This window comes from Vibrio salilacus, from assembly GCF_002811245.1.
Taxonomy (GTDB): domain Bacteria; phylum Pseudomonadota; class Gammaproteobacteria; order Enterobacterales; family Vibrionaceae; genus Vibrio; species Vibrio salilacus.
On the sequence record NZ_NIVQ01000004.1, the window covers coordinates 76,482 to 101,254 of the forward strand.

The 24,773-nt window shown below is 45.3% G+C and carries 23 protein-coding genes and 1 pseudogene; 15 read left to right on the forward strand and 9 right to left on the reverse strand.

The window, feature by feature from the left end; genetic code table 11:
- The first annotated feature begins 47 nt into the window (after positions 1-47).
- Positions 48-788, forward strand: a complete 741-nt coding sequence (locus CDZ87_RS04035; RefSeq protein ID WP_100752285.1) for a tRNA-uridine aminocarboxypropyltransferase — start codon at positions 48-50, stop codon at positions 786-788.
- Between the two features lie 145 nt (positions 789-933).
- On the forward strand, positions 934-1,845 hold the full coding sequence (nagK, locus tag CDZ87_RS04040) for an N-acetylglucosamine kinase (protein ID WP_100752286.1): 912 nt from the start codon (positions 934-936) through the stop codon (positions 1,843-1,845).
- A 137-nt stretch (positions 1,846-1,982) separates the two neighbouring features.
- On the opposite strand, the gene CDZ87_RS04045 is transcribed toward nagK, so the two are convergent.
- The 6 genes from CDZ87_RS04045 to CDZ87_RS04070 all read right to left on the reverse strand — a co-directional run bounded on the left by CDZ87_RS04045 (position 1,983) and on the right by CDZ87_RS04070 (position 6,889).
- The gene (locus tag CDZ87_RS04045) at positions 1,983-2,249 is read right to left on the reverse strand and encodes a DUF2960 domain-containing protein (RefSeq protein WP_100752287.1); all 267 of its coding nucleotides are present in this window, start codon (positions 2,247-2,249) and stop codon (positions 1,983-1,985) included.
- 62 nt (positions 2,250-2,311) lie between these two features.
- Positions 2,312-4,084, reverse strand: coding sequence for a bifunctional molybdopterin-guanine dinucleotide biosynthesis adaptor protein MobB/molybdopterin molybdotransferase MoeA (locus CDZ87_RS04050; protein WP_100752288.1), 1,773 nt, complete (start codon positions 4,082-4,084; stop codon positions 2,312-2,314).
- Positions 4,084-4,668 carry a molybdenum cofactor guanylyltransferase MobA gene (mobA, locus tag CDZ87_RS04055; RefSeq protein ID WP_100752289.1) on the reverse strand — a complete coding sequence of 195 codons (585 nt, stop codon included), beginning with the start codon at positions 4,666-4,668 and terminating at the stop codon, positions 4,084-4,086. The genes CDZ87_RS04050 and mobA overlap by 1 nt, the downstream gene beginning before the upstream one ends.
- On the reverse strand, positions 4,646-5,362 hold the full coding sequence (locus tag CDZ87_RS04060; RefSeq protein WP_100752290.1) for an energy-coupling factor ABC transporter ATP-binding protein: 717 nt from the start codon (positions 5,360-5,362) through the stop codon (positions 4,646-4,648). The genes mobA and CDZ87_RS04060 overlap by 23 nt, the downstream gene beginning before the upstream one ends.
- A gap of 3 nt (positions 5,363-5,365) precedes the next feature.
- Complete coding sequence (locus CDZ87_RS04065; protein ID WP_100752412.1) at positions 5,366-6,064, reverse strand: ABC transporter permease; 699 nt, start codon at positions 6,062-6,064, stop codon at positions 5,366-5,368.
- Positions 6,065-6,070: 6 nt separating this feature from the next.
- The gene (locus CDZ87_RS04070) at positions 6,071-6,889 is read right to left on the reverse strand and encodes an ABC transporter substrate-binding protein (protein ID WP_100752291.1); all 819 of its coding nucleotides are present in this window, start codon (positions 6,887-6,889) and stop codon (positions 6,071-6,073) included.
- Between the two features lie 262 nt (positions 6,890-7,151).
- Here CDZ87_RS04070 and CDZ87_RS04075 point away from each other — a divergent pair, with 262 nt between their 5' ends.
- From CDZ87_RS04075 to CDZ87_RS04085, 3 genes are all read left to right on the forward strand, one after another.
- Complete coding sequence (locus CDZ87_RS04075) at positions 7,152-8,600, forward strand: sigma-54-dependent transcriptional regulator (protein ID WP_100752292.1); 1,449 nt, start codon at positions 7,152-7,154, stop codon at positions 8,598-8,600.
- Entirely contained in the window at positions 8,590-10,620 is a 2,031-nt protein-coding gene (locus tag CDZ87_RS04080; protein ID WP_100752413.1) for a sensor histidine kinase, read from the forward strand. The genes CDZ87_RS04075 and CDZ87_RS04080 overlap by 11 nt, the downstream gene beginning before the upstream one ends.
- An 81-nt stretch (positions 10,621-10,701) precedes the next feature.
- A complete protein-coding gene (locus tag CDZ87_RS04085) occupies positions 10,702-12,294 on the forward strand; it encodes an ABC-F family ATPase (protein WP_038174707.1) in 1,593 nt (530 codons plus the stop codon).
- Positions 12,295-12,538: 244 nt separating this feature from the next.
- Here the strand turns inward: CDZ87_RS04085 and fdhD are convergent, their stop codons facing one another.
- On the reverse strand, positions 12,539-13,384 hold the full coding sequence (fdhD, locus tag CDZ87_RS04090) for a formate dehydrogenase accessory sulfurtransferase FdhD (protein ID WP_100752293.1): 846 nt from the start codon (positions 13,382-13,384) through the stop codon (positions 12,539-12,541).
- A 287-nt stretch (positions 13,385-13,671) separates the two neighbouring features.
- On the opposite strand from fdhD, the gene CDZ87_RS04095 reads away from it, so the two are divergent.
- The 10 genes from CDZ87_RS04095 to cobB all read left to right on the forward strand — a co-directional run bounded on the left by CDZ87_RS04095 (position 13,672) and on the right by cobB (position 23,284).
- On the forward strand, positions 13,672-14,136 hold the full coding sequence (locus tag CDZ87_RS04095; RefSeq protein ID WP_100752294.1) for a DUF3305 domain-containing protein: 465 nt from the start codon (positions 13,672-13,674) through the stop codon (positions 14,134-14,136).
- On the forward strand, positions 14,126-14,620 hold the full coding sequence (locus CDZ87_RS04100; RefSeq protein ID WP_100752295.1) for a DUF3306 domain-containing protein: 495 nt from the start codon (positions 14,126-14,128) through the stop codon (positions 14,618-14,620). Before CDZ87_RS04095 ends, CDZ87_RS04100 begins: the two co-directional genes overlap by 11 nt.
- Before the next feature lie 177 nt (positions 14,621-14,797).
- Positions 14,798-16,459, forward strand: coding sequence for a 4Fe-4S dicluster domain-containing protein (locus tag CDZ87_RS04105; RefSeq protein ID WP_100752296.1), 1,662 nt, complete (start codon positions 14,798-14,800; stop codon positions 16,457-16,459).
- Between the two features lie 15 nt (positions 16,460-16,474).
- Positions 16,475-17,110: a TorD/DmsD family molecular chaperone gene (locus CDZ87_RS04110; RefSeq protein WP_100752297.1), complete on the forward strand. Its 636-nt coding sequence runs from the start codon at positions 16,475-16,477 to the stop codon at positions 17,108-17,110.
- Between the two features lie 47 nt (positions 17,111-17,157).
- Positions 17,158-17,355, forward strand: coding sequence for a twin-arginine translocation signal domain-containing protein (locus tag CDZ87_RS04115; RefSeq protein ID WP_100752298.1), 198 nt, complete (start codon positions 17,158-17,160; stop codon positions 17,353-17,355).
- Between the two features lie 10 nt (positions 17,356-17,365).
- Positions 17,366-20,221 (forward strand): formate dehydrogenase subunit alpha, encoded by a 2,856-nt coding sequence (locus CDZ87_RS04120; RefSeq protein WP_100752299.1) that lies wholly within the window; start codon positions 17,366-17,368, stop codon positions 20,219-20,221.
- 11 nt (positions 20,222-20,232) lie between these two features.
- Positions 20,233-20,841 carry a formate dehydrogenase FDH3 subunit beta gene (fdh3B, locus tag CDZ87_RS04125; protein WP_004745954.1) on the forward strand — a complete coding sequence of 203 codons (609 nt, stop codon included), beginning with the start codon at positions 20,233-20,235 and terminating at the stop codon, positions 20,839-20,841.
- Between the two features lie 14 nt (positions 20,842-20,855).
- A complete protein-coding gene (locus tag CDZ87_RS04130; RefSeq protein ID WP_100752300.1) occupies positions 20,856-21,911 on the forward strand; it encodes a formate dehydrogenase subunit gamma in 1,056 nt (351 codons plus the stop codon).
- Positions 21,895-22,311 (forward strand): hypothetical protein, encoded by a 417-nt coding sequence (locus CDZ87_RS04135; protein WP_100752301.1) that lies wholly within the window; start codon positions 21,895-21,897, stop codon positions 22,309-22,311. Before CDZ87_RS04130 ends, CDZ87_RS04135 begins: the two co-directional genes overlap by 17 nt.
- Positions 22,312-22,546: 235 nt before the next feature.
- The gene (gene cobB / locus CDZ87_RS04140; protein ID WP_100752302.1) at positions 22,547-23,284 is read left to right on the forward strand and encodes a Sir2 family NAD+-dependent deacetylase; all 738 of its coding nucleotides are present in this window, start codon (positions 22,547-22,549) and stop codon (positions 23,282-23,284) included.
- Positions 23,285-23,388: 104 nt separating this feature from the next.
- Here cobB and CDZ87_RS04145 read toward each other — a convergent pair whose 3' ends face one another.
- On the reverse strand, positions 23,389-24,426 hold the full coding sequence (locus CDZ87_RS04145) for an extracellular solute-binding protein (protein ID WP_100752303.1): 1,038 nt from the start codon (positions 24,424-24,426) through the stop codon (positions 23,389-23,391).
- A gap of 160 nt (positions 24,427-24,586) precedes the next feature.
- A pseudogene (potD, locus tag CDZ87_RS04150) lies at positions 24,587-24,745 on the reverse strand (spermidine/putrescine ABC transporter substrate-binding protein PotD); the annotation flags it as partial.
- Positions 24,746-24,773: the final 28 nt, after the last annotated feature.

Sequence of the window (24,773 nt, forward strand, 5' to 3'; positions counted from 1 at the left end):
AGTTACGCTAAGTAAACTGGCAGACCCTAACATTATTACGATCTGTTATGAGAATCCACGCTTTTCATCATCTCTATCAGCAGCGACTAGCACGTTCAACCAAGCCTTTTAACGCCAGAGGCAGCAAAATCGAGCGTTGCCAATATTGCCAAGTCGCACAACAACACTGTCTGTGTTCATACCAACCCAATATCGATAGTAAGTTGGCAGTCATGTTGCTGTTATCCGAAAACGAGGTGTTTAAACCAAGTAATACTGGGCGACTTATCTTAGATACTGTCCATGAAGGCTACGCATTTCAATGGAATAGGACAGACCCTGATCAAGCGATGCTTGAGCTATTGGCTAACCCTAACTATCAACCGTTGGTGATCTTTCCCAAAGAGTACGTCGATGATGACACCCGATTGGTGGGTGAAAATGTGATAACACGATGCCAAGGAAAAATTCCCTTATTGATCTTTATTGATGGCAGTTGGCGCGAAGCGAGGCGTATTTTTAGAAAATCGCCTTATCTCGACCGTTTGCCGGTGGTGTTTATTGAACCTCAAGCGGTTTCTCGCTACTTGATGCGTCGTTCTGACAACGAACAACACTTAGCCACCGCTGAAGTGGCGACACTGGTTTTTGAGCAGTTGGGGGAGACGCATTTATCACAAACTTTAGCAATGTGGTTTGACGTGTTCAAAGAGAGTTATATGCACAGTAAAAGTCGTGCGAAGTCTGATGACGACAGGCCAATACTGCAACGCTTTATTGAGCGAAAAAGAAACGAGAAATCGCTCTAATTATTGGCTTTTGGTTGCACACACACTGTCCAATCAGGCTCACCCCACGGCTAAATCAGTGATATGTCACAGTTTGTAGGCGTAGCTATATGGATAATAGCTCGATTATTTGAATTTTATTTTTGTTTTTCTGGGAGAGATTGAGATGTACTACGGTTTTGACGTTGGCGGTACCAAGATTGAGTTTGGTGCGTTTAACGATAAATTAGAACGAGTTGCGACTGAGCGCGTTCCAACGCCAACCGACGATTACGCGCTATTGGTTGATACCATTGCAGGCTTAGTAAGTAAGTACGATCAACAGTTTGATTGTGAAGGAAAAATTGGCCTTGGTTTACCAGGTATGGAAGATGCTGACGATGCGACTGTCCTGACGGTTAACGTGCCCGCAGCAAAAAGTAAGCCATTACGTGCAGACCTTGAAGCCAAAATTGGCCGCAGCGTAAAAATCGAAAATGACGCTAACTGTTTTGCCTTATCTGAAGCTTGGGATGATGAACTTAAAGATGAACCCTCAGTGATGGGTTTGATCCTTGGCACTGGCTTTGGTGGCGGATTGGTTTATGACGGCGTAGTATTTTCTGGTCGTAACCACGTTGCCGGTGAATTGGGTCATATGCGTTTACCACTCGATGCTTGGTTCCATTTAGGCGAGAATGCGCCGTTATTAGGTTGTGGCTGTGGCAAACAAGGCTGTTTGGATAGCTACTTATCTGGTCGTGGTTTCGAACTTATTTACAATCATTACTTTGCTGAAGAGAAGAAAGCAATCGACATCATTAAAGCTTATGAAGCGGGTGAACCGCAAGCATGCGAACATGTTGAGCGCTTTATGGAGTTACTGGCTATCTGTTTTGGCAACATCTTTACTGCAAATGATCCACACGTTGTTGCGCTTGGTGGTGGCCTATCAAACTTTGAGCTTATCTATCAAGAGATGCCAAAACGCGTGCCGAAGTATTTATTATCGGTAGCAAAATGTCCAAAAATCATTAAAGCTAAACACGGTGACTCTGGCGGTGTTCGTGGGGCTGCATTCTTAAATATTAAGAAATGAAAGTAATAAATTGACGAAAACGGGAGCAGATTGCTCCCGTTAGTGTTTAGAGTACAAGTTAAATGGCTGACAAAGCTGTGACCAGAGATAGGAGGAAATGTTAATGGGAAAATTTAACCGCGAAAGATAAACAGACCCTAATTATTCTTCTTGCCCACTCCGCGATTTTCTTTCTGTTTAAGCGTTATTTTGCTAAAGCCGAGCTTTCTAAAGTGGTTATCGCGATAATTGCGCACCGCTTTGGTATCAGAGATGGCTTCTATTTGCTGTTCCATTTTCAAATACCCTGAAATATCAATACCTTCAGCCTCAGCTACCGCTTCATGTATAGAGTGATGTTGTTGATAAGAAAAGGTCAGCGTTTTTTCTTCATCTTTGTAGGTATAGAGAATGGTGCGAGACATAAAAAAGCATCCTAGATATTAATAAAACAGACCAGTGACACACTGGTCTAACATTTAGTAGGCTAGATTCTGCCTTGAAGTGGGATGATTGTCACGCTTTCTCCCGGCTTAACCGTATCGATAGCAGGAGAGATTTCAATCAAGCAGTTGGCTTCACTCATGGATCGTAATATTCCCGAACCTTGTTTACCTGTGGTGCGTACTGTTAATTGACCCAATGGATTGATTTGATAAATACCACGGCTGAACTCTGTGCGTCCTTGACGAGAACGAAGAGACTCTTCAGCAATAGCGTTGACTTTGAGTGATTGCCAGTTTATTTCGCCTTGCATTTTACGCAGTGCAGGTTCGACAAAGTTAATAAATGAAACCATGACCGCTACAGGATTGCCGGGTAAACCGAAAAAAGGTTTCTTGTTGATATGACCAAAGGCGAGGGGACGGCCTGGCCTCATGTTGATACGCCAGAAGTCAATGTGACCAAGTTGTTCTAAAGCCAATTTAATGTAGTCGGCATCGCCAACAGAAACACCACCAGACGTAATCACCACATCGGCGTCATGAGAGGCCTTTTTAAGCGCAGACATAATCGCTTGTTGATTATCTTCAAGAATGCCCAGATCTAAGACCTCGCAACCAAGCTGTTGCAGCAGCGCCATAATGGTAAAACGGTTGGAGTCATAGATTGAGTTTGCTTGCTGGTCACTTCCTGGAGCTTGCACTTCGTCACCAGTTGAAAATACCGCAACCTTTAACGGCTTGAATACCGAGCAATGAGCAAATCCTAATGAAGCCAACATGCCCGCTTCAGCTGAAGTGACACGTTGCCCTTGTTTGAATACATGGCTACCGATCTCAAGGTCTTCACCCGCTTGACGAACATTTTGCTGTGGTTTTATTAATGCGTTAAAGGTGACATTGTCACCTTTACTTTGAGCTTGCTCGCGCATGACAACAGTATCGGCATTGATAGGCATTGGAGCGCCAGTCATAATCTTCACCGCTTGCCCTTCGAGTAGCGGTTTATCGTAGGCATGCCCAGCAAAGACCTCAGCGATAACCTGATAAGATTTACGGCCTATATCTGTACTGCGAATGGCATAACCGTCCATGGCCGAGTTGGTGTATTGAGGAACATTGACGGGTGAAATAACGTCAGTCGATAAAACACGTCCATATGCATTTTCAATTGCACAGTTGTCTTTAGCTTGGACGGGCTCAATCAAGGCAAGGATTTTTTGCAGTCCTTGTTCCACCGACAAGAAGGCCGGAGATAATACATCACAACATGCCGTACTCATTTTGTTGTGCTCAGAAGAATGATTCGCGACATAATTGATAATGAACTGACTGATTGTCTCAAGATCGTTAATGTCCATCTGAGGCAAATCAGAATCGGTCACTTCGCTGTCAGCCGCAATAGCGATAATATTATCGTCATTGGGATACAGCCAAGGTTTATCGAGTGCTTGGCGATGAAGTTCAAGTTTAGGAAAGGCGACATTCTTGCACCCTTCAACCAAAATAATATCAAGGCAATCACAATCAAATCGGCTCAGCAGATAGTCAAAACTTGACTCTTGCCGCGGGGTTTCTGTCATCAAAGCAAAGCGGTTGCGTGATGAAATTAACATCTGGGTTGCTCCCGCCTTGCGCAGGCGATAGCTGTCTTTGCCCGGTTTATCGACATCGAAGTTGTGGTGAGCATGCTTAAGGATACCAATGCGCAAACCCGCATCGGTCAATTTCGGCAGTAATGCCTCGAGTAATGTTGTTTTACCAGTACCCGAATAGGCAGCGAAACCTAACAAAGGGATAGGGAATGGGTAAGTCATCAGTTCAGCGTTCCAAATTGAGAGAGTTCTTCAGGTGTATTCAAATTAACAAAGCAGTCAGCAGAGTCACTAAAGTCAACATAGTGAGTATTGCACTCTTTGTAGAGCAATATAATCTTACGATCGCCACGCTCAAGAAATGCGGTTAACTTAGGTAATACACGTTTGTGATAAAGGGTAAAGACAGGTTGTTGATGTTCACCGTCGTGAGCAACCAAAATATCACTCTCTGGTGTCACGGCGGCACAAAAACGAGCAACTAAATCGTGATTAATTTGCGGACTATCGCACGGAACGAATCCAACCCAGTCAGTTGGCGCATTAAGTAGGCCAGCATGTATACCACCCATCGGCCCTGGGTATTGTTTAAACTCATCGCCAAACACTTGACCAAATTGAGCGTACTCTGCTTGATTACGGTTAGCGTTGATTAAAATCTGTGATGTTTGTGGGGTAAGACGATCAATGACGTGTTGGATTAACGGTTTATTGTCTAACAGGATTAGACCTTTATCATTGCCACCCATGCGGCTAGCTTGACCACCAGCCAAAATAACCCAACTAGTTTGCGTTGGAAGAAGCATAACTATTCTTTATCTCTTTATCGGTGATGACTTGCAGCAGCGGTGCCTCGATTAAAGTGGTTTCTTTGATCCACCATTGTTGGCGGCACAGGCCAGTCAATGCATTTTTCTGATGACTCGTAATCACTAAACTTGATCCACGGTTTAATAGATCTTGCGCCATTACGACTAAGCGATCAATTGATTCTTGATCAAGTGAAGCACTCGGTTCATCCATCAATAAAATAGAAGGCTTTAAAATCCAGGCTCGCGCCATGGCCACGCGCTGTTTCTCTCCTCCTGATAAAACCGAAATATGTTCATCAGCGAGAGTTTCTAAGCCTACCATACGCAGAGCAGTAATTACTTGGGCTCGCTTATCTTTTAACGGCTCTTTTTGATAGCGAATACCGTAAGCGATGTTTTCGTAAACAGTACCATCAAATAAATAGGGGGATTGGTGCAAATAAATGACTTGGTTGCGACCGCTGCGTGGGAAAACACGTTGTAGCCAACTATCGTTGGGGGCGTTGACTTTCCCAGTTGTGGGCTTGATAAGTCCAGATAGAATTTTAAGCAGCGTCGTTTTGCCCACACCGTTGTCCCCTTTGAGGTAGATGGCGTCATTCGGGCCGATAGACAGCGTTGGGATATGGAACAGAACTCGATCCTTGAAACGCATCGACAGCTGTTGAGCAGTCATTTTTATCGTCATGTACTACGTCCTTAAATAGCCTTTTCCACGCATGCTAGTGAGAAAGAAATTCAGTACCAAGGCTAACGTGAGTAACACTATGCCTAAAGCGACACCTTGAGCAAAGGCGCCTTTGTGGCTTTCCATGGCAATGGCAGTAGGAATATTGCGCGTAATGCCCATGATATTTCCGCCGACCATGGTCGAACAGCCCACTTCGGTAACAATACGCGAAAACGCCGCGATCGCGGCGGCCATCAACGGAAAACGCGTTTCCCAAATCATGGTAGCGATAATACGTGGCACGCTGGCACCCAGTGTCACGGCGGTTTCTACCGCACGACGATCGCTAGATTGCAATGCCCCATGCATCATTGAAACCAAGACAGGAAAACCAATTAACATTTGGCCAACGATCATCGCTTTTTGAGTAAACAGCATTTGCCAATCGCCGAGTGGCCCTGATCGCGACAACAACATATAAAGCAACAAGCCAATTACCACGGTTGGAATCGCTTGTAGAGTGTTGATGAGAGACAACAAAACCCACTTGCCTTTGAACTCAGTATAGGCGAGCAGAAATGAGAAAATAATAGCTGGCAACAACACTATCGAGATCGCAGACAAAGAGACACTAAAAGAGACCGCAACAATTCGCCAAAGCTCTTGATCAAAGCTGACCAATAAAGCGAATGCATCAAGGGTGGTTTGCCACAAACTCATCTTCAATTACTGCTCATCAGCATTGGCAACAAACAGTTGGGTGCCGTTGAGTGAAAAGCTATTAATTAACTGCTGTCCTTTCGGGTTGACCAACCAATCGCTGAATGCTTTTGCTCCTTGGTAGTTGATACCAGGATAGCGCTCAGGGTTAACCAAAATCACCTGATAGGGGTTAAATAAGCTCTTGTCACCTTGAAATAAGATGTTAAGATCAAGTTTGTTGGTGTAAGCAAGCCAAGTGCCTCGATCTGTCATCGTGTAACCTTGCATTTCGTTGGCCATATTCAGTGTTGGGCCCATACCTTGGCCTACACTGCGATAGCCACCAAAATTGGGCTCTATTTGGGCTTGTTGCCAAATGGCTTTTTCTTTTTTATGTGTACCAGAATCATCACCACGAGAAACAAAGGTTGCATTGCTGGTCGCAATCGACGTAAACACCTCGGCAACGTTTGTTTGCTCAGTTACTTTAGCTGGATCATCATCTGGGCCAACAACAACAAAGTCGTTATACATTAGTTGACGAGGCAAAATGCCATAGCCTTGCACAACAAAATTAGCCTCTGCTTTAGGTGCATGAGTCATAACGAGATCAACATCGCCATTCTCGCCCATCTTGAGCGCTTTGCCTGTTCCCGCTGCAATTACATTAACTTTGTAACCTGTGTCTTGTTCAAACCTTGGTAAAAGATAATCGAGCAATCCAGAATGGTAAGTACTGGTTGTCGTGGCTAAGCGCACGTGGGGCTTGTCATCCGCTGCTAGGGCAGAGTAACTGACAAGGGCGAGTGACGTTGTTGCAAATATAATCGTTGTTGCTTTCATATTATTATCATCATTCCATTTCTTCGCTTATAAAACCGCAGCCTATGCCACGGTTCACCAACATTATTTAGTATTGATTTATAAGTTGGCACGCATATTAAGCAATCTTAATGCCAAAAATATGTGCATGGTTTCAAATGAAATATCAACAAGTTAAAGCATTAAACTATGACAAGGGACAAAATGTCCCACATTGATTAAGTCAGCGGATAAGAAACTTGATACACTCTGACCCAAGTCATCATCAATGGAAATAATCGTTATGCCTCCATCACTTGATCCTAATAAAGCGTCGCAATATCAAGCCTTTTCCGTTCTCGTCGTTGATGATGAAGTCGGAATGCAGACGATTTTAGACAAAGCACTGAATAAGTGGTTCTCTAAGGTCGATTGTGTCGGCAGCATTGAAGAGGCCGAGTCACTGCGCATTGCCAATCATTACGATCTGATCGTGCTCGATATAAACTTACCCGGACGTTCAGGCATTGATTGGGAAGAAGCATTTAACGATCCTGATAAAAAGGCCGACGTTATTTTTATGACGGGTTATGCCGATTTAGAAACTGCCATCTGTGCCCTGAAGCTGGGTGCCTCTGATTTCATCCTGAAGCCATTCAATCTTGGACAAATGTTACAAGCTGTGCAGCGCTGCATGGATAAGCGCTTAGAGTTACGTCATCAATACGCACTTCAACACGACTTTAAGCGCCATATCACCACCGATATTGTTGGTGGCTCAGAAAAGACCAAGCAGTTAAAACAACTGATCACGCAATTCGCGCCATCACGTGCTTCGGTGTTGATTGAAGGGGAATCTGGCACTGGCAAAGAGTTGGTCGCCCGTGGGGTGCATGAAGCGAGTATGCGCAGTGGACCCTTTGTTCCAATTAACTGTGGGGCCATTGCCCCTGAACTGTTAGAAAGTGAACTTTTTGGCCATAATGCTGGCGCTTTTACTGGGGCAAAGAAAAGCCGTGAAGGCTTGTTTCGCGTTGCCAGTGGCGGGACCTTATTTCTCGACGAAATCGGTGAAATGCCACTTGCCATGCAATCAGCGCTGCTTCGTGTGTTAGAGCAGCGAACCATTCGCCCAGTCGGTTGCGAAAAAGAAGTCAGTGTTGATGTTCGAGTGGTGGCCGCAACCAACCGTAATCTTCAACAAGAAGTCAGTCATGGCAACTTCAGACAGGATTTGTTTTATCGACTCAATGTGCTCAAGATTGAAGTGGCCCCTCTTCGTGAGAGGAAGGCCGATCTGATTGAACTTGTGCCATTTTTTACCAAAATGCTTTCCTCAGAGTTGGGTATGCCGGATCCACAATGGGCGTACGAAGATATTCTCGCGGTGAATGAATACGATTGGCCCGGCAATATTCGTGAGCTAAAAAATCTCATTGAGCGCTGTATCTTACTTGGCAAGCCGCCAGCGCATTACTGGCGAGACAACCATGGCGACACTTTTAAACCATCGGTTACGATGACAGTGTCAAATGGCGCCGAACTGATTGAATTGACATCAAATGGTCACCAACAGCAAGGTTATCCAAACGATTGGGATCTTAAAGAGGTTGAGAAAGCGCACATACAACAGCTGGTCGATTACCACCGCGGTAACAAGTCGGCCGCCGCGCGCGATCTTGGTGTAGCGCGTAAAACGTTAGAGCGAAAATTCAAAGAGTGGGAAAATGAAGAATCAAGCTATGTCGATTAACGCGTCTTTTTGGTCAAAATGGCGTTATCGCTTTAAAACCATGGTGCGTTATCGCTTGATGATTCTGACTTCGGCGCCGATTGTATTAACTCTGATTGCTTTAATCGGTATGACGATTTATTGGTCGATACATTACACGTGGCAAAGTGCGCTGGTGGATGTTTCAGAGCGTCTAGGTGTAGCTGAAAATAGTATTGAACTAATCCAAGAAAAACAAGCCAATCATGTTCAAGCTTTTGCTCACTCCTATGAATTTGTTAAACGCTATCGTGACCCTGTCACTGAGCTCGGTGATTTACAACACTGGGTTTCTCAACAGCGTCATCACTATAAACTTGATTTTCTGCGCTTTCATCGTGTTGATAACATAGAGAGCAAATTTCGCTTTATGGATTTGACTCGGCGCGAATCGTTTTTTGATGTACTGACAACGCAAGAGTTAAGCGAATTGGGTGACGATTTAGTCAAGCGTGCGCAGACGCCAATTCTCAACAGCCATCAGGTTGAAGGGCGTGGTTTGGTGAGTCGAACGGTTATTCCCATTTACAACCAAACAAGTGACATCATCGGTTTTCTTGATGGTGGGTTACTGCTCAATAACAGCACCAATTTAGTCGACGCTATTCGCGATCTCATCTATCCGACAAAGCAAGACAGCCTAAGGCCTGTTGGGACGCTAACCGTTTTTCTTGATGACTTACGCGTTAGCACCAATGTCCCACTCGACAGTGATGATCGATTGGGGCGCGCGATCGGCACTCGGGTATCCGATGAAGTAAGGCAAACGGTACTCGTTGATGGTCAAGAATGGGTTAACTTAGCCTTTGTTTATGACGCCTGGTATATCACCGCTTACAAACCACTGTATGACCAATACGACAATGTCATCGGCATGCTTTATACCGGTTATTTGATGTGGCCCTTTGTCACCACGTACATGACTAATTTGGCGGAAATATCCGTGACCACCTTAGTGCTGCTGTTGTTATCAAGTTTGCTGGTTTATCGAGGCTCACGCGATCTGTTTATTCCGATTGAACATATACACCGCGTGGTCAAAATGATTCAACTCGACAAAGAGACCCGGATCGGCCATTTAGGGTTAGACGAGAATCATGAATTAGCCCAACTGGCCAAACAGTTCGATAATATGCTTGATCTGCTAGAACAACGTAAAAATGAGTTGGAACGCGCGGCGGGCGAACTCGAGAGTAAAGTCAATGACCGTACCATTAGCTTAAAAGAGAAAACCGAACAACTTGAGCTTCACATTCAACTGCTTAACCAAACGCGAGACAAATTGGTTGTTAATGAAAAGCTCGCGGCACTGGGCGAGTTGACCGCAGGTATCGCGCACGAGATCAATAATCCAACCGCAGTGATCCTAGGAAATATTGAATTGATTCAGTTTGAACTGGGGGATGAGTCACAACGTGTCGCCGAGGAAATTGAGGCGATTCACGTTCAAATCGATCGTATCCGCAATATCACCCGCAGTTTATTGCAATACAGTCGCCATGGCGGTGTACAGGACGAAATTACTTGGCAGCATGTTAACCCCATCATTGAAGAGAGCATTACACTGGTCAAAACTGGCGCAAAGAAACGTGATGTGGTGTTTCATACTGAGTTACAGGCTCATCATTGTGTTGAGATCAACCGCCATCAGCTCTTGCAGATTTTGGTTAACTTACAGATCAATGGTATCCACGCCATGCAAGGCAAAGGCGAACTGACAATCACGAGTGAAGATTGGATTGATAATGGTGAAGTCCGGGGTGTGGTGATTCATGTCCAAGATCAAGGCTGCGGTATCAAACCCGAAAACCTAAACCGAGTGTTTTCCCCTTTCTTTACCACTAAGCGTGATGGAACTGGTTTAGGCCTGTCGGTATCGCAAAGTATTTTAAGCCAATCAGGTGGAGAACTCACGGTTGAATCAACCTTGGGGCAGGGTAGCCGCTTTTCGATCTACCTGCCGGAACGGGCACATGTTGAATTGCTGGTGACAAATCTATAGGTTGAAATAAAAACAAAGCTTGAAGTTAATCGCAGTAATCAGTAGTGTGGCGCCGTTTTTGATATTAAATAGGTACTGACATTGATTTCCACCAACAACATCACACAACAATTTGGGGCTAAGCCACTATTTGAAAATATTTCAGTTAAGTTTGGTGAAGGTAACCGTTATGGCCTGATCGGCGCAAACGGCTGTGGTAAGTCAACCTTTATGAAGATTCTGAGCGGCGAGCTTGAACCTTCAGGTGGTAATGTCAGCTACGATCCCAATGAACGTGTCGCAAAACTGAACCAAGACCAGTTTGCCTATGAAGAATACACGGTTATTGACACCGTTATCATGGGCTACAAAGAGCTGTGGAAGGTAAAGCAAGAGCGTGACCGCATCTATTCACTGCCAGAGATGAGTGAAGACGAAGGCATGCAGGTTGCGGATCTTGAAGTGCAATTTGCCGAGATGGACGGCTACATGGCAGACTCCAAAGCGGGTGAATTATTACTCGCTGTGGGTATTCCTGAAGAGCAGCACTACGGGTTGATGAGTGAAGTTGCTCCTGGTTGGAAACTGCGTGTGCTATTAGCACAGGTTCTGTTTGCTGACCCGCATATTATGCTACTCGACGAACCAACCAACAACTTGGACATGGATACCATTCGCTGGTTGGAAGATACGTTGAACCAACGTAACTGCACCATGATCATCATCTCGCACGACCGTCACTTCTTAAACTCTGTGTGTACTCACATGGCGGATTTGGACTATGGTGAATTACGTCTATACGCAGGAAACTACGACGAATACATGACGGCTGCGTATCAAGTTCGTCAACGTCTTCTGACTGATAACGCCAAGAAGAAAGCACAAATTGCCGATTTGCAAACCTTCGTTGCTCGCTTCTCTGCTAACGCATCAAAAGCGAAACAAGCGACTTCTCGTGCTAAACAAATCGACAAAATTCAACTTGAAGAAGTCAAAGCGTCGAGCCGCCAAAACCCATTCATTCGTTTTGAGCAATCAAAAGAGCTGTTTCGTAATGCGCTTGTGGTTGAAAACCTCAGCCAAGGTTTTGACGACGATCTGTTTAGTGACTTCAGCGCTATTTTTGAAGTCGGTGAACGTGTTGCGATTATCGGTGAGAACGGTGTGGGTAAAACAACCTTGCTTAACACTCTCGCAGGCAAACTTGAGCCTCGTCACGGCGAATACAAGTGGTCTGAAAACTCAAACATTGGTTATTACGCTCAAGACCATGCGCATGACTTTGAACAAGACATGAACTTAATGGATTGGATGGGACAGTGGCGTCAAGCTGGCGATGATGAGCAAGTGCTGCGTAGTTTCTTAGGTCGTATGTTGTTCTCACAAGATGATATTAAGAAGTCAGTCAAAGTGCTGTCCGGTGGTGAGCAAGGTCGTATGTTGCTCGGTAAGATTATGATGCACAAACCTAACATGCTATTGATGGATGAACCGACCAACCACATGGATATGGAGTCTATCGAGTCACTCAACAATGCCCTTGAGCAGTATAAAGGCACTCTGTTCTTCGTTTCTCACGACCGTGTATTTGTTGACTCACTCGCAACACGAATCATGGAAATCAAAGACAACAAGATTACTGACTTTAAAGGCACTTATGCCGAGTTCTTAAAATCGCGCGGTGTAGAGCAATAATTGAATCGATTGTGTTAGTAAAAAGCCCGCGAATGCGGGCTTTTTTGTACCTCAATAGCCAACGTTTAGTCATTTGAATAAAACTCAAGGACGCGTTTTGGTATTTCTCAGCATGGAGCATTTTCAGCATGCCAAGTAAGATACTGGAGGGCGATGAAACGGACATCAAGTTCATAAGCCATGCAGATATACAGATAGCATGTCGCCTGGCTCAGTCAGCAACTGGCCAATGCGTTTTGAACTGTCAGTGTTGGTTATCGCCCTCGAGCGTTGAGCCTTTAACATCAAATATCATGCTCTCTGCACCGGTAAAAACCTGAAAGCGCAGCCCTTTAGCTCTGGCAATCGTCGTAATTCCAAATTGCTGGGCAAGATCTAACCCCATTTGCGTGACGCCACTGCGTGAAAGCAGTACTGGTATACCCATTTGAGCAACTTTAATCACCATCTCGCTGGTCAAACGCCCGGTTGTGTAAAATATTTTATCCTTGCCTTCTTCACCATTGAGCCACATTTCACCAGCAAGTGTATCGACGGCGTTATGGCGGCCGACATCTTCAACAAAAGAGAGCACTAGATTGCCTTTGCATATCGCGCAACCATGAACCGCTCCGGCTTTTTTATAGGTAGCGTTGTAATGGGTCAGGGCTTCGAGCGCAGCGTAGACTTCGGACTGTTTAAGCTTAACTTGCGGAACCTGATAACCTTCTAGTTGTTTCATCACGTTGCCGTACATGGTGCCTTGACCACACCCTGAGGTGACCGTTTTCTTCTTCAGTGCCGCTTCGACTTGCTGAATATCTTCCTTGGTAACCACCGCAGCGCTATTGGATTCCCAATCGATGATCACCGATTCAAGCGCATCAGGATCGCTTAAGAAGCTCTGATTCTTCAAGTAGCCTAAAACTAAGGATTCAGGACGCGACCCTAATGTCATTAAAGTCACCACTTCTTTCCAGTTCAACAGTACCGTCAGAGGTCGTTCACAGGCAATTTGCTTTGTTAAACGTTCGCCGTATTCGTCAAAAACTTCAACTTCAATGGTTTGCAAAGGATTCTCACTGGTTTTAATTACCGTTGGCTTGGCCACAAACGTTTCCTGTTTTAGTGATGGATTGATGGTTAATGGACTAGTGCAAGCAATTACTGTTCCTAACTTTTAGCGCTAACTAAATAGATCGGAGATTCTCAACCTTGAATCTAACCCTCGACTACATTGATAAAAAGAGGGTTGGTGATAAATATTAATGTCTCTTGGCCTGTAGGTACAAAACTTGCTTTGTATCGTTAAGTCATTGCAATGTTTCGTTAGATTGTGCTGCACAACTCAACCAGAACAATGCTTACATTTAATCACATATTTCATATTGGTGAACCATGTCAAAACAACAATCTGTGACGGCGAAACTGCATAAAGATCAGGCGCTCTGGTCTATTGAGTGCAAATTGGTCGCTCATGAAATTGCAACCGGTTTATGGACAACCACTCAATGGCAGTTGACCCATTTTGATTTGCAACCGAGCGAGTTGAATTCATTCGTTAGTATTTTGCAGCTACACCGCGACGAGCGCACAGATTATCGATTCAACCTCAGTTCTAACCAACCTAAGCTGTTTTTAATTTTGGATGACATGGATTCAAACGAGCAGCCTATCATTGTGACCTTAACGGCTTCTCAAAGCGTAGCAAGCCAGTATATGGACGGTGACTACTTGGTTCTGTCAAACGATATGCCACTCGCCGTACAAGCTTGGATCGAAGCCTTTATTGGCCGACATGGCGAACTGTTAGATCAGCGCCGTAAGAAACGCAAAGGGGCAGGGCGAGCCAGTGGCAACTAATTTTATCCATCGTTGGTCAAAGCGAAAACTTGAGAGTGAGCTTGAACAAGATTGCGTCCCTCCAATCGCAGAGTCGCCATCTTCGCCAGAGCCTCTAATCCCAGAGCAAACTGTCGAGACCCAAGCTAGTGATACGAGCGTTGCAAGCCTGTTGGCTTCACAAGCTGAAGCCGCAGTAAAAAAGGCGGCACTAAGACAACTATTTCTCTCTGGCGAATTTAGCGAAACCGATGGACTCAACGATTACGACCATGACTACAAAGCGGTAAAATCACTCTCTAGCGAGGTGGCCGAGAAGCTGCGTGACTGGATGAATACCGAAGAGGAACCGCTGACTGACACGCCCCCGCCACTTGATCATGAAAACGATGACGTTGCGACTGATTCAACCTGTGATGCAGCAGTGCAAGACTCTTTAGAAACGGTAGCAAACGATGATGGAGCGGTTTTAGTCGTGGGACAAAATATACCACACAAAAAATAGGTACATTTTGACTAACTCAGTGATTTATCAAGTGAGACATTTTGTCTCACTTGATTTTTTAAACGATGAATAACTCAATAATCAAGACTAATTTACTGATTTGTAAGTACTAAAAAGTTGGTACAGCAATTGCTAATACTCACCAGAGTGAATATTCGGTTCTAATGGAACAGAGCAATGTTAAAACAGCAACTACGACAATCAGTCACACAAAATGGCAAGGCGCGACTTTATGCCTTTGAAAACACGGTTGAGCTAACCAACCTGATCCCCCCGACAGTCAGTTATGAAAGCGGCGGGAACACTCTTATCGTTGGTCCTACGTCAATAATCGAGAGTGCCGCTCAGCAACTTGAGCAGATGAGCAGTATTACACTTCTTTCGACAGATGGTGAACGCAGTACATGCGACAATCTCTATTTCGCCAGCTCGGTGCAAATTAATGGTTTTCTTGGCGCTTTCGATGTGGTGACCGAAAGTCACGGTCGTGAAATTAACCTGGCTAAAGTGGCACTGAATCATGACTGCTTTGATATCGTGCTCGATCTTTGTCTAAACAGTTGTATGAGCGAAGAGGTGCCCGTTCCCGGTTATTATCCAGTGGGTAGAGGCTATCCGAAATTAGCGCAAGCGCTTGAAGAAATTCCGACACTAATGGGAACGTTCGATAAGCCTAAGTTTTTCCGCCTTGATACCGATTTGTGCGCACACAGCTCGCGAGGAGTAAAAGGCTGTGAGCGTTGTGTCGATGCTTGTCCTGCCGGTGCGTTATCGAGTGTAGGTACAGACAAAACGGGCCATAAAATCGAAATCAATCCATACCTCTGCCAAGGTGTGGGAACCTGCGCAACCGCTTGTCCAACTGAAGCGATTCATTACGCGTTGCCGAATCCACAAGATACACAGAAATTTATCGAACGCACGTTAGCCAATTATGAGTCTCAAGGTGGGGTGAATCCCATCATCTTAATCTGCAGTTCTCGTCACGAATCGTATAACGTGATGGCACTAAGCGCACTTCCTGACCATGTCATCCCAATTGTGGTTGAAGAGCTACCATCGGTCGGGATTGATTCATGGTTTGCAGCGCTAGCTAACGACGCATCTCAAGTTTTGTTCGCCGCTAGTCAACATATGCCTGCCACTATTTTGCGTATTCTTAATAGTGAAGTGTCGTTAGCTCAAACCCTACTAGAACAGTTGGGGATTGCGAAAGAGACCATCGACATTATCTATTTAGAGTCATTACGCGAAGGGGCACCGACACTTTGCACTGAACACTTTGATTTGGCATTAGGCGATCTGGAAGGTGATAAACGTCAGCGCTTATTTACCTCTCTTGATGCGCTAGCACAAGCGCGAATTCCGGTTGAAAACGTGGTCGAACTGCCATTAGGCGCGCCGTACGGCAATATCTCATGCGAAAGCAACGACTGCACACTTTGTATGAGCTGTGTGGCGGTTTGTCCTACTCGCGCTCTGCATACCGATGGTGCTTCACCATCACTCAAGTTTATTGAACAAGATTGTGTCCAGTGCGGTTTATGCGTTAAGGCCTGCCCAGAGCAAGTATTAACCATGACGCCAAGAATGAATTGGGATCAGACAAGTCGTCAGCAAGCAAAAGTCATTCATCAAGAGAAAGCGGCAGAATGTGTTCGCTGTCATAAACCATTCGCTCCGCAATCGATGATTGACATGCTGCAAAGTAAGTTACGTGGTCACTCTCATTTCTCTGATGATGCTGCGCTAAATCGGATTGCAATGTGTGAAGACTGCCGGGTAGTTGACATGTTCGAAGCCATGGCTGATGACCCGACCAAACAACTAACTTATTAAGCGTGAGAATGATAGATGGATAACCAACAACAAAGCATTCGCAGTGAAATCTACTTAGTTCTGGCGACATTATATCGCCAAGCACCAAGCGCTGAGATGATTGAGTTTCTTGCGCAATTAGAGACTGAACCAAGCAATAGCGCTATGAAAGTCGCATGGGACAAGCTTAAAAACGCCGCATTGGCGAGTGATACACAAGCCTTGATTAACGAATATCAAGAGTTGTTTATTGGTATTGGGCGCGGTGAAGTGATGCCTTTCGCTTCATGGCACCTCACAGGCTCTTTGATGGAAAAACCCCTAGCGGCGATACGATATGACCTAACGCGCCTTGGTTTCGAAAGAGCCGAGTCAGTGAAAGAGCCAGAAGATCATATCAGTGCACTGTGCGAAGTGATGGCTGCACTGGTGAGTGAAGAAGAAAACCTTCAACAAGCTTTTTTCAATACCCACATTGCGCCATGGTTTGAGTCGTTGATCAAACAAATTCTACAGGCGAAGCATGCCTCGTTTTACCTCTGTGTTGCTGAGCTCACTCACGCGTTCCTGACGGTTGAGCAGGTCCGGTTTAGTGAACACCACTCAAGCAATAAAACCACATTAAAAATTGATGTTAAGAACGTTACTGAGTACGAGCAACCTCAGTCTTAAAACGTCACATCGAAAGTCATACCTCCAAAAAGGGTAAGGAAGCAATAATGAAAGAGAACAAAGCGCTAAATCAAAGTCGAAGGGATCTCCTTAAAGGCTTAACGACGGCTGCTGTTGTGGGTGCCGTTGTCGCTGGCAATACAAAAATAGCCAACGCATCAGAAACGGATCAACCAAAACAAGACGTCAAGAAAACCGGCTATCACGAAACCCAACACATTCGTGATTATTACGACACGCTATAGGAGCTAAACCATGAAATTAGTCAAACGCTCCGATAGCGTGAATAGAGAACAGAATCAGCTGGGTGTTTCTCGACGTGCCTTTATGAAAAACAGCTCGCTTGCGGCGAGCGGCGCCGTTGTTGGTGCAGGGCTTTTTGCGCCTGGCATGATCAAGAAAGCTCAAGCAAAAGCGGTGGATCCATCAGCAGAAACTGAAGTAAAACGCACCATTTGTTCACACTGTTCCGTCGGTTGTGGCATTTACGCCGAGGTACAAAACGGCGTATGGACGGGTCAAGAGCCCGCATTTGATCACCCATTTAATGCTGGTGGACATTGTGCTAAAGGTGCAGCGCTGCGTGAACATGGCCACGGTGAACGCCGGCTTAAATACCCAATGAAGCTCGAAAACGGCAAATGGAAAAAACTCTCTTGGCAACAAGCGATTGAGGAAATTGGCAACAAAGCGTTAGAGATTCGACAGCAGTCAGGCCCAGATTCAGTTTACTGGTTGGGTAGTGCTAAGCACAGTAATGAACAAGCGTATATGTTCCGTAAAATGTCGTCATTGTGGGGGACGAATAATGTCGACCACCAAGCGCGTATCTGTCACTCAACTACGGTGGCGGGGGTGGCTAATACGTGGGGCTATGGAGCGATGACCAACTCGTTCAATGACATGCACAATTGTAAGTCGATGCTGTTCATTGGTTCGAATCCTGCTGAAGCGCATCCAGTTGCGATGCAGCACATCTTGATTGCCAAAGAGAAGAACAACTGCAAGATCGTGGTGGCTGATCCTCGACGTACTCGCACTGCAGCAAAATCCGATCACTACGTTTCCCTTCGTCCGGGTTCAGACGTTGCTTTCATCTGGGGTGTCTTGTGGCATGTTTTTGCTAACCAATGGGAAGACAAAGACTTTATCCGCCAACGTGTTTTCGGTATGGATGAAATTCGTGAAGAAGTTGCGAAATGGACGCCTGCAGAAGTAGAGCGTGTCACTGGTGTTACTGAAGCCGATGTATACCAAACCGCTAAACTATTGGCAGAAAACCGCCCAGGTTGTATCGTATGGTGCATGGGGGGAACTCAGCACACCACGGGTAATAACAACACTCGTGCTTATTGTGTGCTTGAATTAGCACTCGGTAACATGGGTAAATCTGGTGGTGGTGCCAACATTTTCCGCGGCCATGATAACGTCCAAGGCGCGACCGATTTGGGGGTGCTTTCTCATACTTTACCTGGCTATTACGGTTTGTCTGACGGCGCTTGGAAACATTGGTCTAAGGTGTGGGATCTTGATTATGAATGGGTCAAAAGCCAGTTTGATCAAAGTGAATATCGTGGCAAGAAACCAATGAATAATATGGGTATTCCCGTCTCGCGTTGGATTGATGGGGTACTTGAAAACAAAGATAACATCGAGCAAAACGATAACATTCGTGCCATGTTCTATTGGGGACATGCCGTGAACTCGCAGACCCGTGGCGTGGAAATGCGTAAAGCAATGGAAAAGCTTGATATGATGGTTATCGTTGACCCATACCCAACCGTTGCCGCTGTGATGAATGATCGCACCGATGGTGTCTACCTATTACCTGCCACGACACAATTTGAAACCTATGGCAGTGTAACAGCGTCAAATCGCTCGATTCAATGGCGTGATAAAGTGGTTGAGCCTTTATTTGAATCTAAGCCTGATCACGAAATCATGTATCTGTTGAGCAAGCAACTCGGGTTTGCTGATCAATTGTTCAAGAACATCAAAGTTGAAAACGATCAGCCGTTGATTGAAGACATTACGCGTGAATTCAACCGCGGAATGTGGACTATCGGCTATACAGGGCAAAGCCCAGAGCGTCTCAAAGCACACCAACAAAGCTGGCATACCTTCCACAAAACGTCACTCGAAGCCGAAGGCGGCCCTGTGCATGGTGAAACCTATGGTCTTCCTTGGCCGTGTTGGGGTACGCCGGAAATGAAGCATCCGGGAACCCACATCCTATACGATACCTCGAAACCCGTTGCTCAAGGGGGCGGTAATTTCCGTGCCCGTTTTGGTGTTGAATTTGAAGGCGCCAATTTGCTCGCTGAAGATAGCTATTCAAAAGGTTGTGAAATTCAAGATGGCTATCCAGAGTTTAGCGATAAGCTGATTAAAGCGCTCGGTTGGTGGGACGACCTGACTGGCGAAGAGAAAGCAGCGGCTGAAGGTAAAAACTGGAAAACGGATCTGTCGGGTGGTATTCAACGCGTTGCGATCAAACATGGCTGTATGCCTTTCGGTAATGCCAAAGCTCGCGCCGTGGTTTGGACGTTCCCAGATCGGGTACCACTGCACCGTGAACCACTGTATACCCCACGTCGAGACTTGGTCGCTGATTACCCAACATGGGATGACAGTGAGTCTATCTACCGCTTACCGACGATGTACAAATCTATTCAAGACCAAGACAAGTCGGGCGAGTACCCCATTATTCTAACCTCGGGTCGTTTGGTTGAATACGAAGGGGGCGGTGAAGAGACACGTTCAAACCCATGGCTTGCGGAACTGCAACAAGAGATGTTTGTTGAGGTTAACCCGAAAGATGCCAATGATCTTGGCTTCAAAGATGGTGAAATGGTCTGGGTTGAAGGGGCAGAGAAGGGCCGAATCCATGTTAAAGCAATGGTGACACGTCGCGTTAAACCGGGCATGGCCTTTATCCCGTTCCACTTTGGCGGCAAATTTCAAGGAGAAGATCTACGAGATAAATACCCTGAAGGAACCGATCCATATGTGATTGGTGAGTCTGCCAACGTTGCAACGACCTACGGTTATGATCCGGTCACGCAAATGCAGGAAACGAAAGTCACCCTATGTAACATTCGCAAAGCGTAAGGAGTCAACTGATGGCTAGAATGAAATTCCTGTGTGACACCAAGCGCTGCATCGAATGTAACGGCTGTGTCACTGCATGTAAGAACGAAAATGACGATGCGTTAGAGTGGGGCATCCAGCGGCGCCGAGTGGTCACGCTGAATGACGGTGAGCCGGGCGAAAACTCGATCTCAGTCGCCTGCATGCATTGTACTGATGCACCTTGTATGGCGGTTTGTCCTGCAGATTGTTTTGAGCACACAGAAGATGGCATTGTTCTGCACAATAAAGACTTGTGTATTGGCTGTGGGTATTGTCTGTTTGCATGCCCATTTGGCGCCCCTCAGTTTCCCAAACAAGAAGCGTTTGGAGAACGTGGCAAGATGGACAAGTGCACCTTCTGTGCTGGTGGTCCTGAAACAGAAGCGGGCTCAGTCGAAGAGCGCCAAAAATACGGAGCTAACCGTATTGCTGAAGGCAAGTTACCTATGTGTGCGTCACTTTGTTCTACCAAAGCGCTATTGGCAGGGGATGCAGAGAAAGTCTCTGATATTTTCCGTCAGCGCGTTGTTGAGCGCGGTGCAAAAGGGGCTGGCTGGACTGATGGCAACGATCTGTCTTACGATGCAACCAAAAGTTAGAGTTGGAGAGAGTCATGTTTTCAATACTTAAACGTGCATCTCTCGCAATGCTGTCGTTAATGACAGCATTGTTGCTTGCTTTGTCGTTCCCTGTGCATGCTGAGCAAAACGAGCCTCAAGTTGCACAACGTGAAATGACCCAGCTAGCCGGTGCGGATTTTTGGCGCCAAGTTCGTCAAGGTGAAGAGGGTTATACTACCTCTCAGTCTGCCGAGCACGGCGTTCTGATTAGTGCACCAGGTCAAACCTGGTATATTCTGAAAGAGAAGTGGATGTCACCCGCTGGCGCTGTCGCTATCTTCGGCAGTATCGCATTGGTTACTTTGATGTACATCGCTATTGGCCCTTTGATGTTGAGTGCCCCAAGAACGGGGAAGAAAATCAAACGTTGGTCGCGACTCGACAGAGCACTGCACTGGAGTATGGCGTTTACTTTCTTAACGTTAGCTTTTAGTGGCTTGATGTTGGTGTATGGCAAACACTTCCTTAAACCTTACATTCCATCTGATCTATGGGGCTTCATCATCATGCTGGCCAAACAGTATCACAACTATATCGGACCGATTTTTTATGTCCTACTACTGTGCGTTTTGATCAAATGGTGGCGTAAATCGATTTTTAAAAAAGTCGACTTCGATTGGTTTATTAAACTCGGTGGTATGGTTGGCAAACATAAAGGGACGCACCCCTCTGCGGAATTCTCTAATGCCGGTGAAAAAGCGCTATTTTGGTTGCTCATCATTGTGGGCAGTGTTGTCGCCTTAAGCGGGCTGATTCTTGATTTCCCGATTTTTGGTCAAACACGCCGAGACATGGAAATGTCGAACCTCGTTCATATGATTGCAGCCTTAATCCTTATCTGTGGATTTATTTTCCATATTTATATTGGTCTGTTTGGTATGGAAGGGGCGCTTGAAGGCATGGTCACTGGTGAAGTCGATGAAACGTGGGCCAAAGAGCACCACGATCTTTGGTATCAACAAGTCGTCGAGAAACAGCAAACATTGACTGAGTCTTCTGAGATTAGCCAACAGAGAAAAGGAGCACAAACCAATGAACAAACCTCATAAAGGGATTTGGGTTGCGTATGTCCTAAGCTGTTTTACTCCGTTTACCTGTTTGATCTCTGGCGTTTTGGCGATTGTTTATGCGGGTTACCGATTAGATAAAGGAGAAGATGGCGATATTCTCGATTCTCATTACTATGGTTTAATCCGCACCTTCTTCTTGAACTTAAGCTACTTTGTGGTCCTTATTATCACGGTAGCGACATCAAATGGGGTGCTTTCTGGCGTCAATGACTACTGGTACAAGAGCCCAGTGATTGATCAGATCGCTTATTACATCCCCTATGTTGGTTTTGTTTTTGGTTTAATCGCCATCGTTATCTGGTTTATCAGGATGTATCAGGGAATGAGCCGATTGAAAGACAATCAGCCCTTTAATTTTTTAAAAGGGCCCAATTTATAGCGATGTCATTTGCTTAATAAACGCCCTAGTCTCTAGGGCTTTTTGTATCACAAAGCACGTCTTGACCTAGTGTAGTCTCACCATTTTAGTGCCATTAAAGCGTTACAAAAAATGGTTTTACTTCACAAAAACATCGTTAAGTTATACCATTTTCGACCATGGTCTAACCCAATTTATTAGGGTGTGAGTCTTGTCAATGCTAAGCTAATAGCATCAATACTAAAAAGGATGTGGTATGAACTTTCCTTATCGTAATGTTGTGATCTTAACTGGCGCGGGTATTTCGGCAGAGTCGGGAATTCAAACCTTTCGAGCTCAAGATGGACTTTGGGAAAACCATCACATAGAGGATGTCGCAACGCCCGAGGGTTTTGAACGCAACCCTGATTTAGTTCAAGACTTTTATAACAAACGTCGCCTCAGTCTACAAGATTCAAAAATTAAGCCCAATGCTGCTCACGTAGCGCTAGGAAAACTTGAAGAGCAACTTGAGGGCAAGGTAACCATCATTACTCAAAATATCGATAACCTTCATGAGCGTGGAGGCAGTGTGAATGTCATTCACATGCACGGTGAGTTATTGAAATCACGTTGTAGTGTTTCTAATCAAGTCATTGAAGAGAAGGGTGACATCAACACAGGTGACCTGTGTCATTGTTGTCAGATCCCATCACAGATGCGCCCTCATGTGGTTTGGTTTGGCGAAATGCCACTGAGAATGGGGGACATCTATGCAGCACTCGAAGAAGCCGATTTATTTGTTTCGATTGGCACCTCAGGCGTGGTTTATCCTGCTGCTGGTTTTGTTCATGATGCGAGGATGCACGGTGCTCATACTATTGAGATTAACTTAGAGCCGAGCGCGGTCGAAAGTGAATTTGAAGAAAAGCGTTATGGTAAAGCGAGTGTTGAAGTGGCGAAGCTAGTCGATGAAATACTCTCGTTACAACAGCCAGATATCAAGCATGCCTAACGGTAGCAACATCTCACGACAAACTCATCACCACCAATGCGAAATGCTTGTTCAGATATAAATAAAGCGGCTTGTGCCGCTTTATTAAGTGTAAAACAAAGTGTTTAGTTATCTACTTTTAGTTTTTGGAAATATTCATCGTAGAGAACACTGGCTTCCCCAACGTCATCTTGCCAAGTACCGCTGTCCATTACCGCTTGCGGTGGGAAAATATTTTGATCTTCGGTAAACGTTTTCGGCAATAGCTTGTGCGCCGACCCCACTGGAGTAGGGTAACCGATCTCTAACGCAATTTTCGCTGCGTTTTCAGGGCGTAGTAGGAAGTCGATCATCTTATGCGCCGCTTCAATGTTCTTCGCACCTGATGGGATTGATAGGCTATCCATCCAGAAAACAGAGCCTTTTTCTGGCCAGATAATGTCGATAGAAGCGCCTTCTTGACGAGCGGCGTAGGCTGAACCATTCCATAACATACCTAATGAAACTTCACCGCCTAAATAAGGTATCGCTGGATTATCAGAATTAAATAGCAGCACGTTTGGCATCAGTTTTCTTAACTCTTCGTACGCTGCTTTGATTTCATCTGGATTGGTTGTGTTTGGCGAGTAGCCCAATTTTGTTAACGCAATATGGAATACTTCACGTGAGTCGTCCATCAGCATCAATTGGCCTTCCCATTTGCTATCCCAAAAGTCATCCCATTTGGTGACTGATGACTTATTAAGCATATCGGAGTTGATACCAATACCGGTTGCACCCCAAATGTAAGGGATAGAGTAGTTGTTACTTGGATCGAAAGGTTTGTTTAGGAAGTTAGTATCCAAGTCGGCGAAGTGAGATAGCTTAGTTTTGTCGATTTGTTGCAGCATTCCCTCTTTACGCATTTTAGACACAAAGTAGGTTGACGGCACAACGAGATCGTAACCAGAACCTTGAGTCTTTAACTTTGCGTACATGCTTTCGTTTGACTCATAAGTGGAATAAATCACTTTTATTCCGGTCTCTTTCGTAAAATCTTCAAGAACTTCATTGGGAATGTATTCAGACCAATTGTAGAAGTAGAGTTCTTGATCAGCCGCCATTGCAGGCGTCGTGAATAGCGTCGCTGCGCATAGCGCACTTGCGTAGAATTTACTTTTCATTTGATTTCCGTTTTTATCTATGAACGCTCAAAACCTGTCTCTTCTGAGCGAGCCTGATGATTGAATCTGCTTGTCATATGACAAACCTAGCAACGGATTAGTATATCAGCCATAAACGAAAATAGGCAGAGAACACTGCCTATTTTTGCTGAACTTCGGCTTATTGGCCGGCTTTCAACTTCAAGAAATAGTCTTCGAATTTCGCTGTTAAATTACCCACAGAATCTTGACATTCAACGCGGTCAAGATCGTGTTGCGATGGGAATAACGGAGCGACATCTTTAAACGTCATATTCGATTCGGCTACAGCGGTGAGATAGAAAATAGAATGGCGACATGCCATCCTA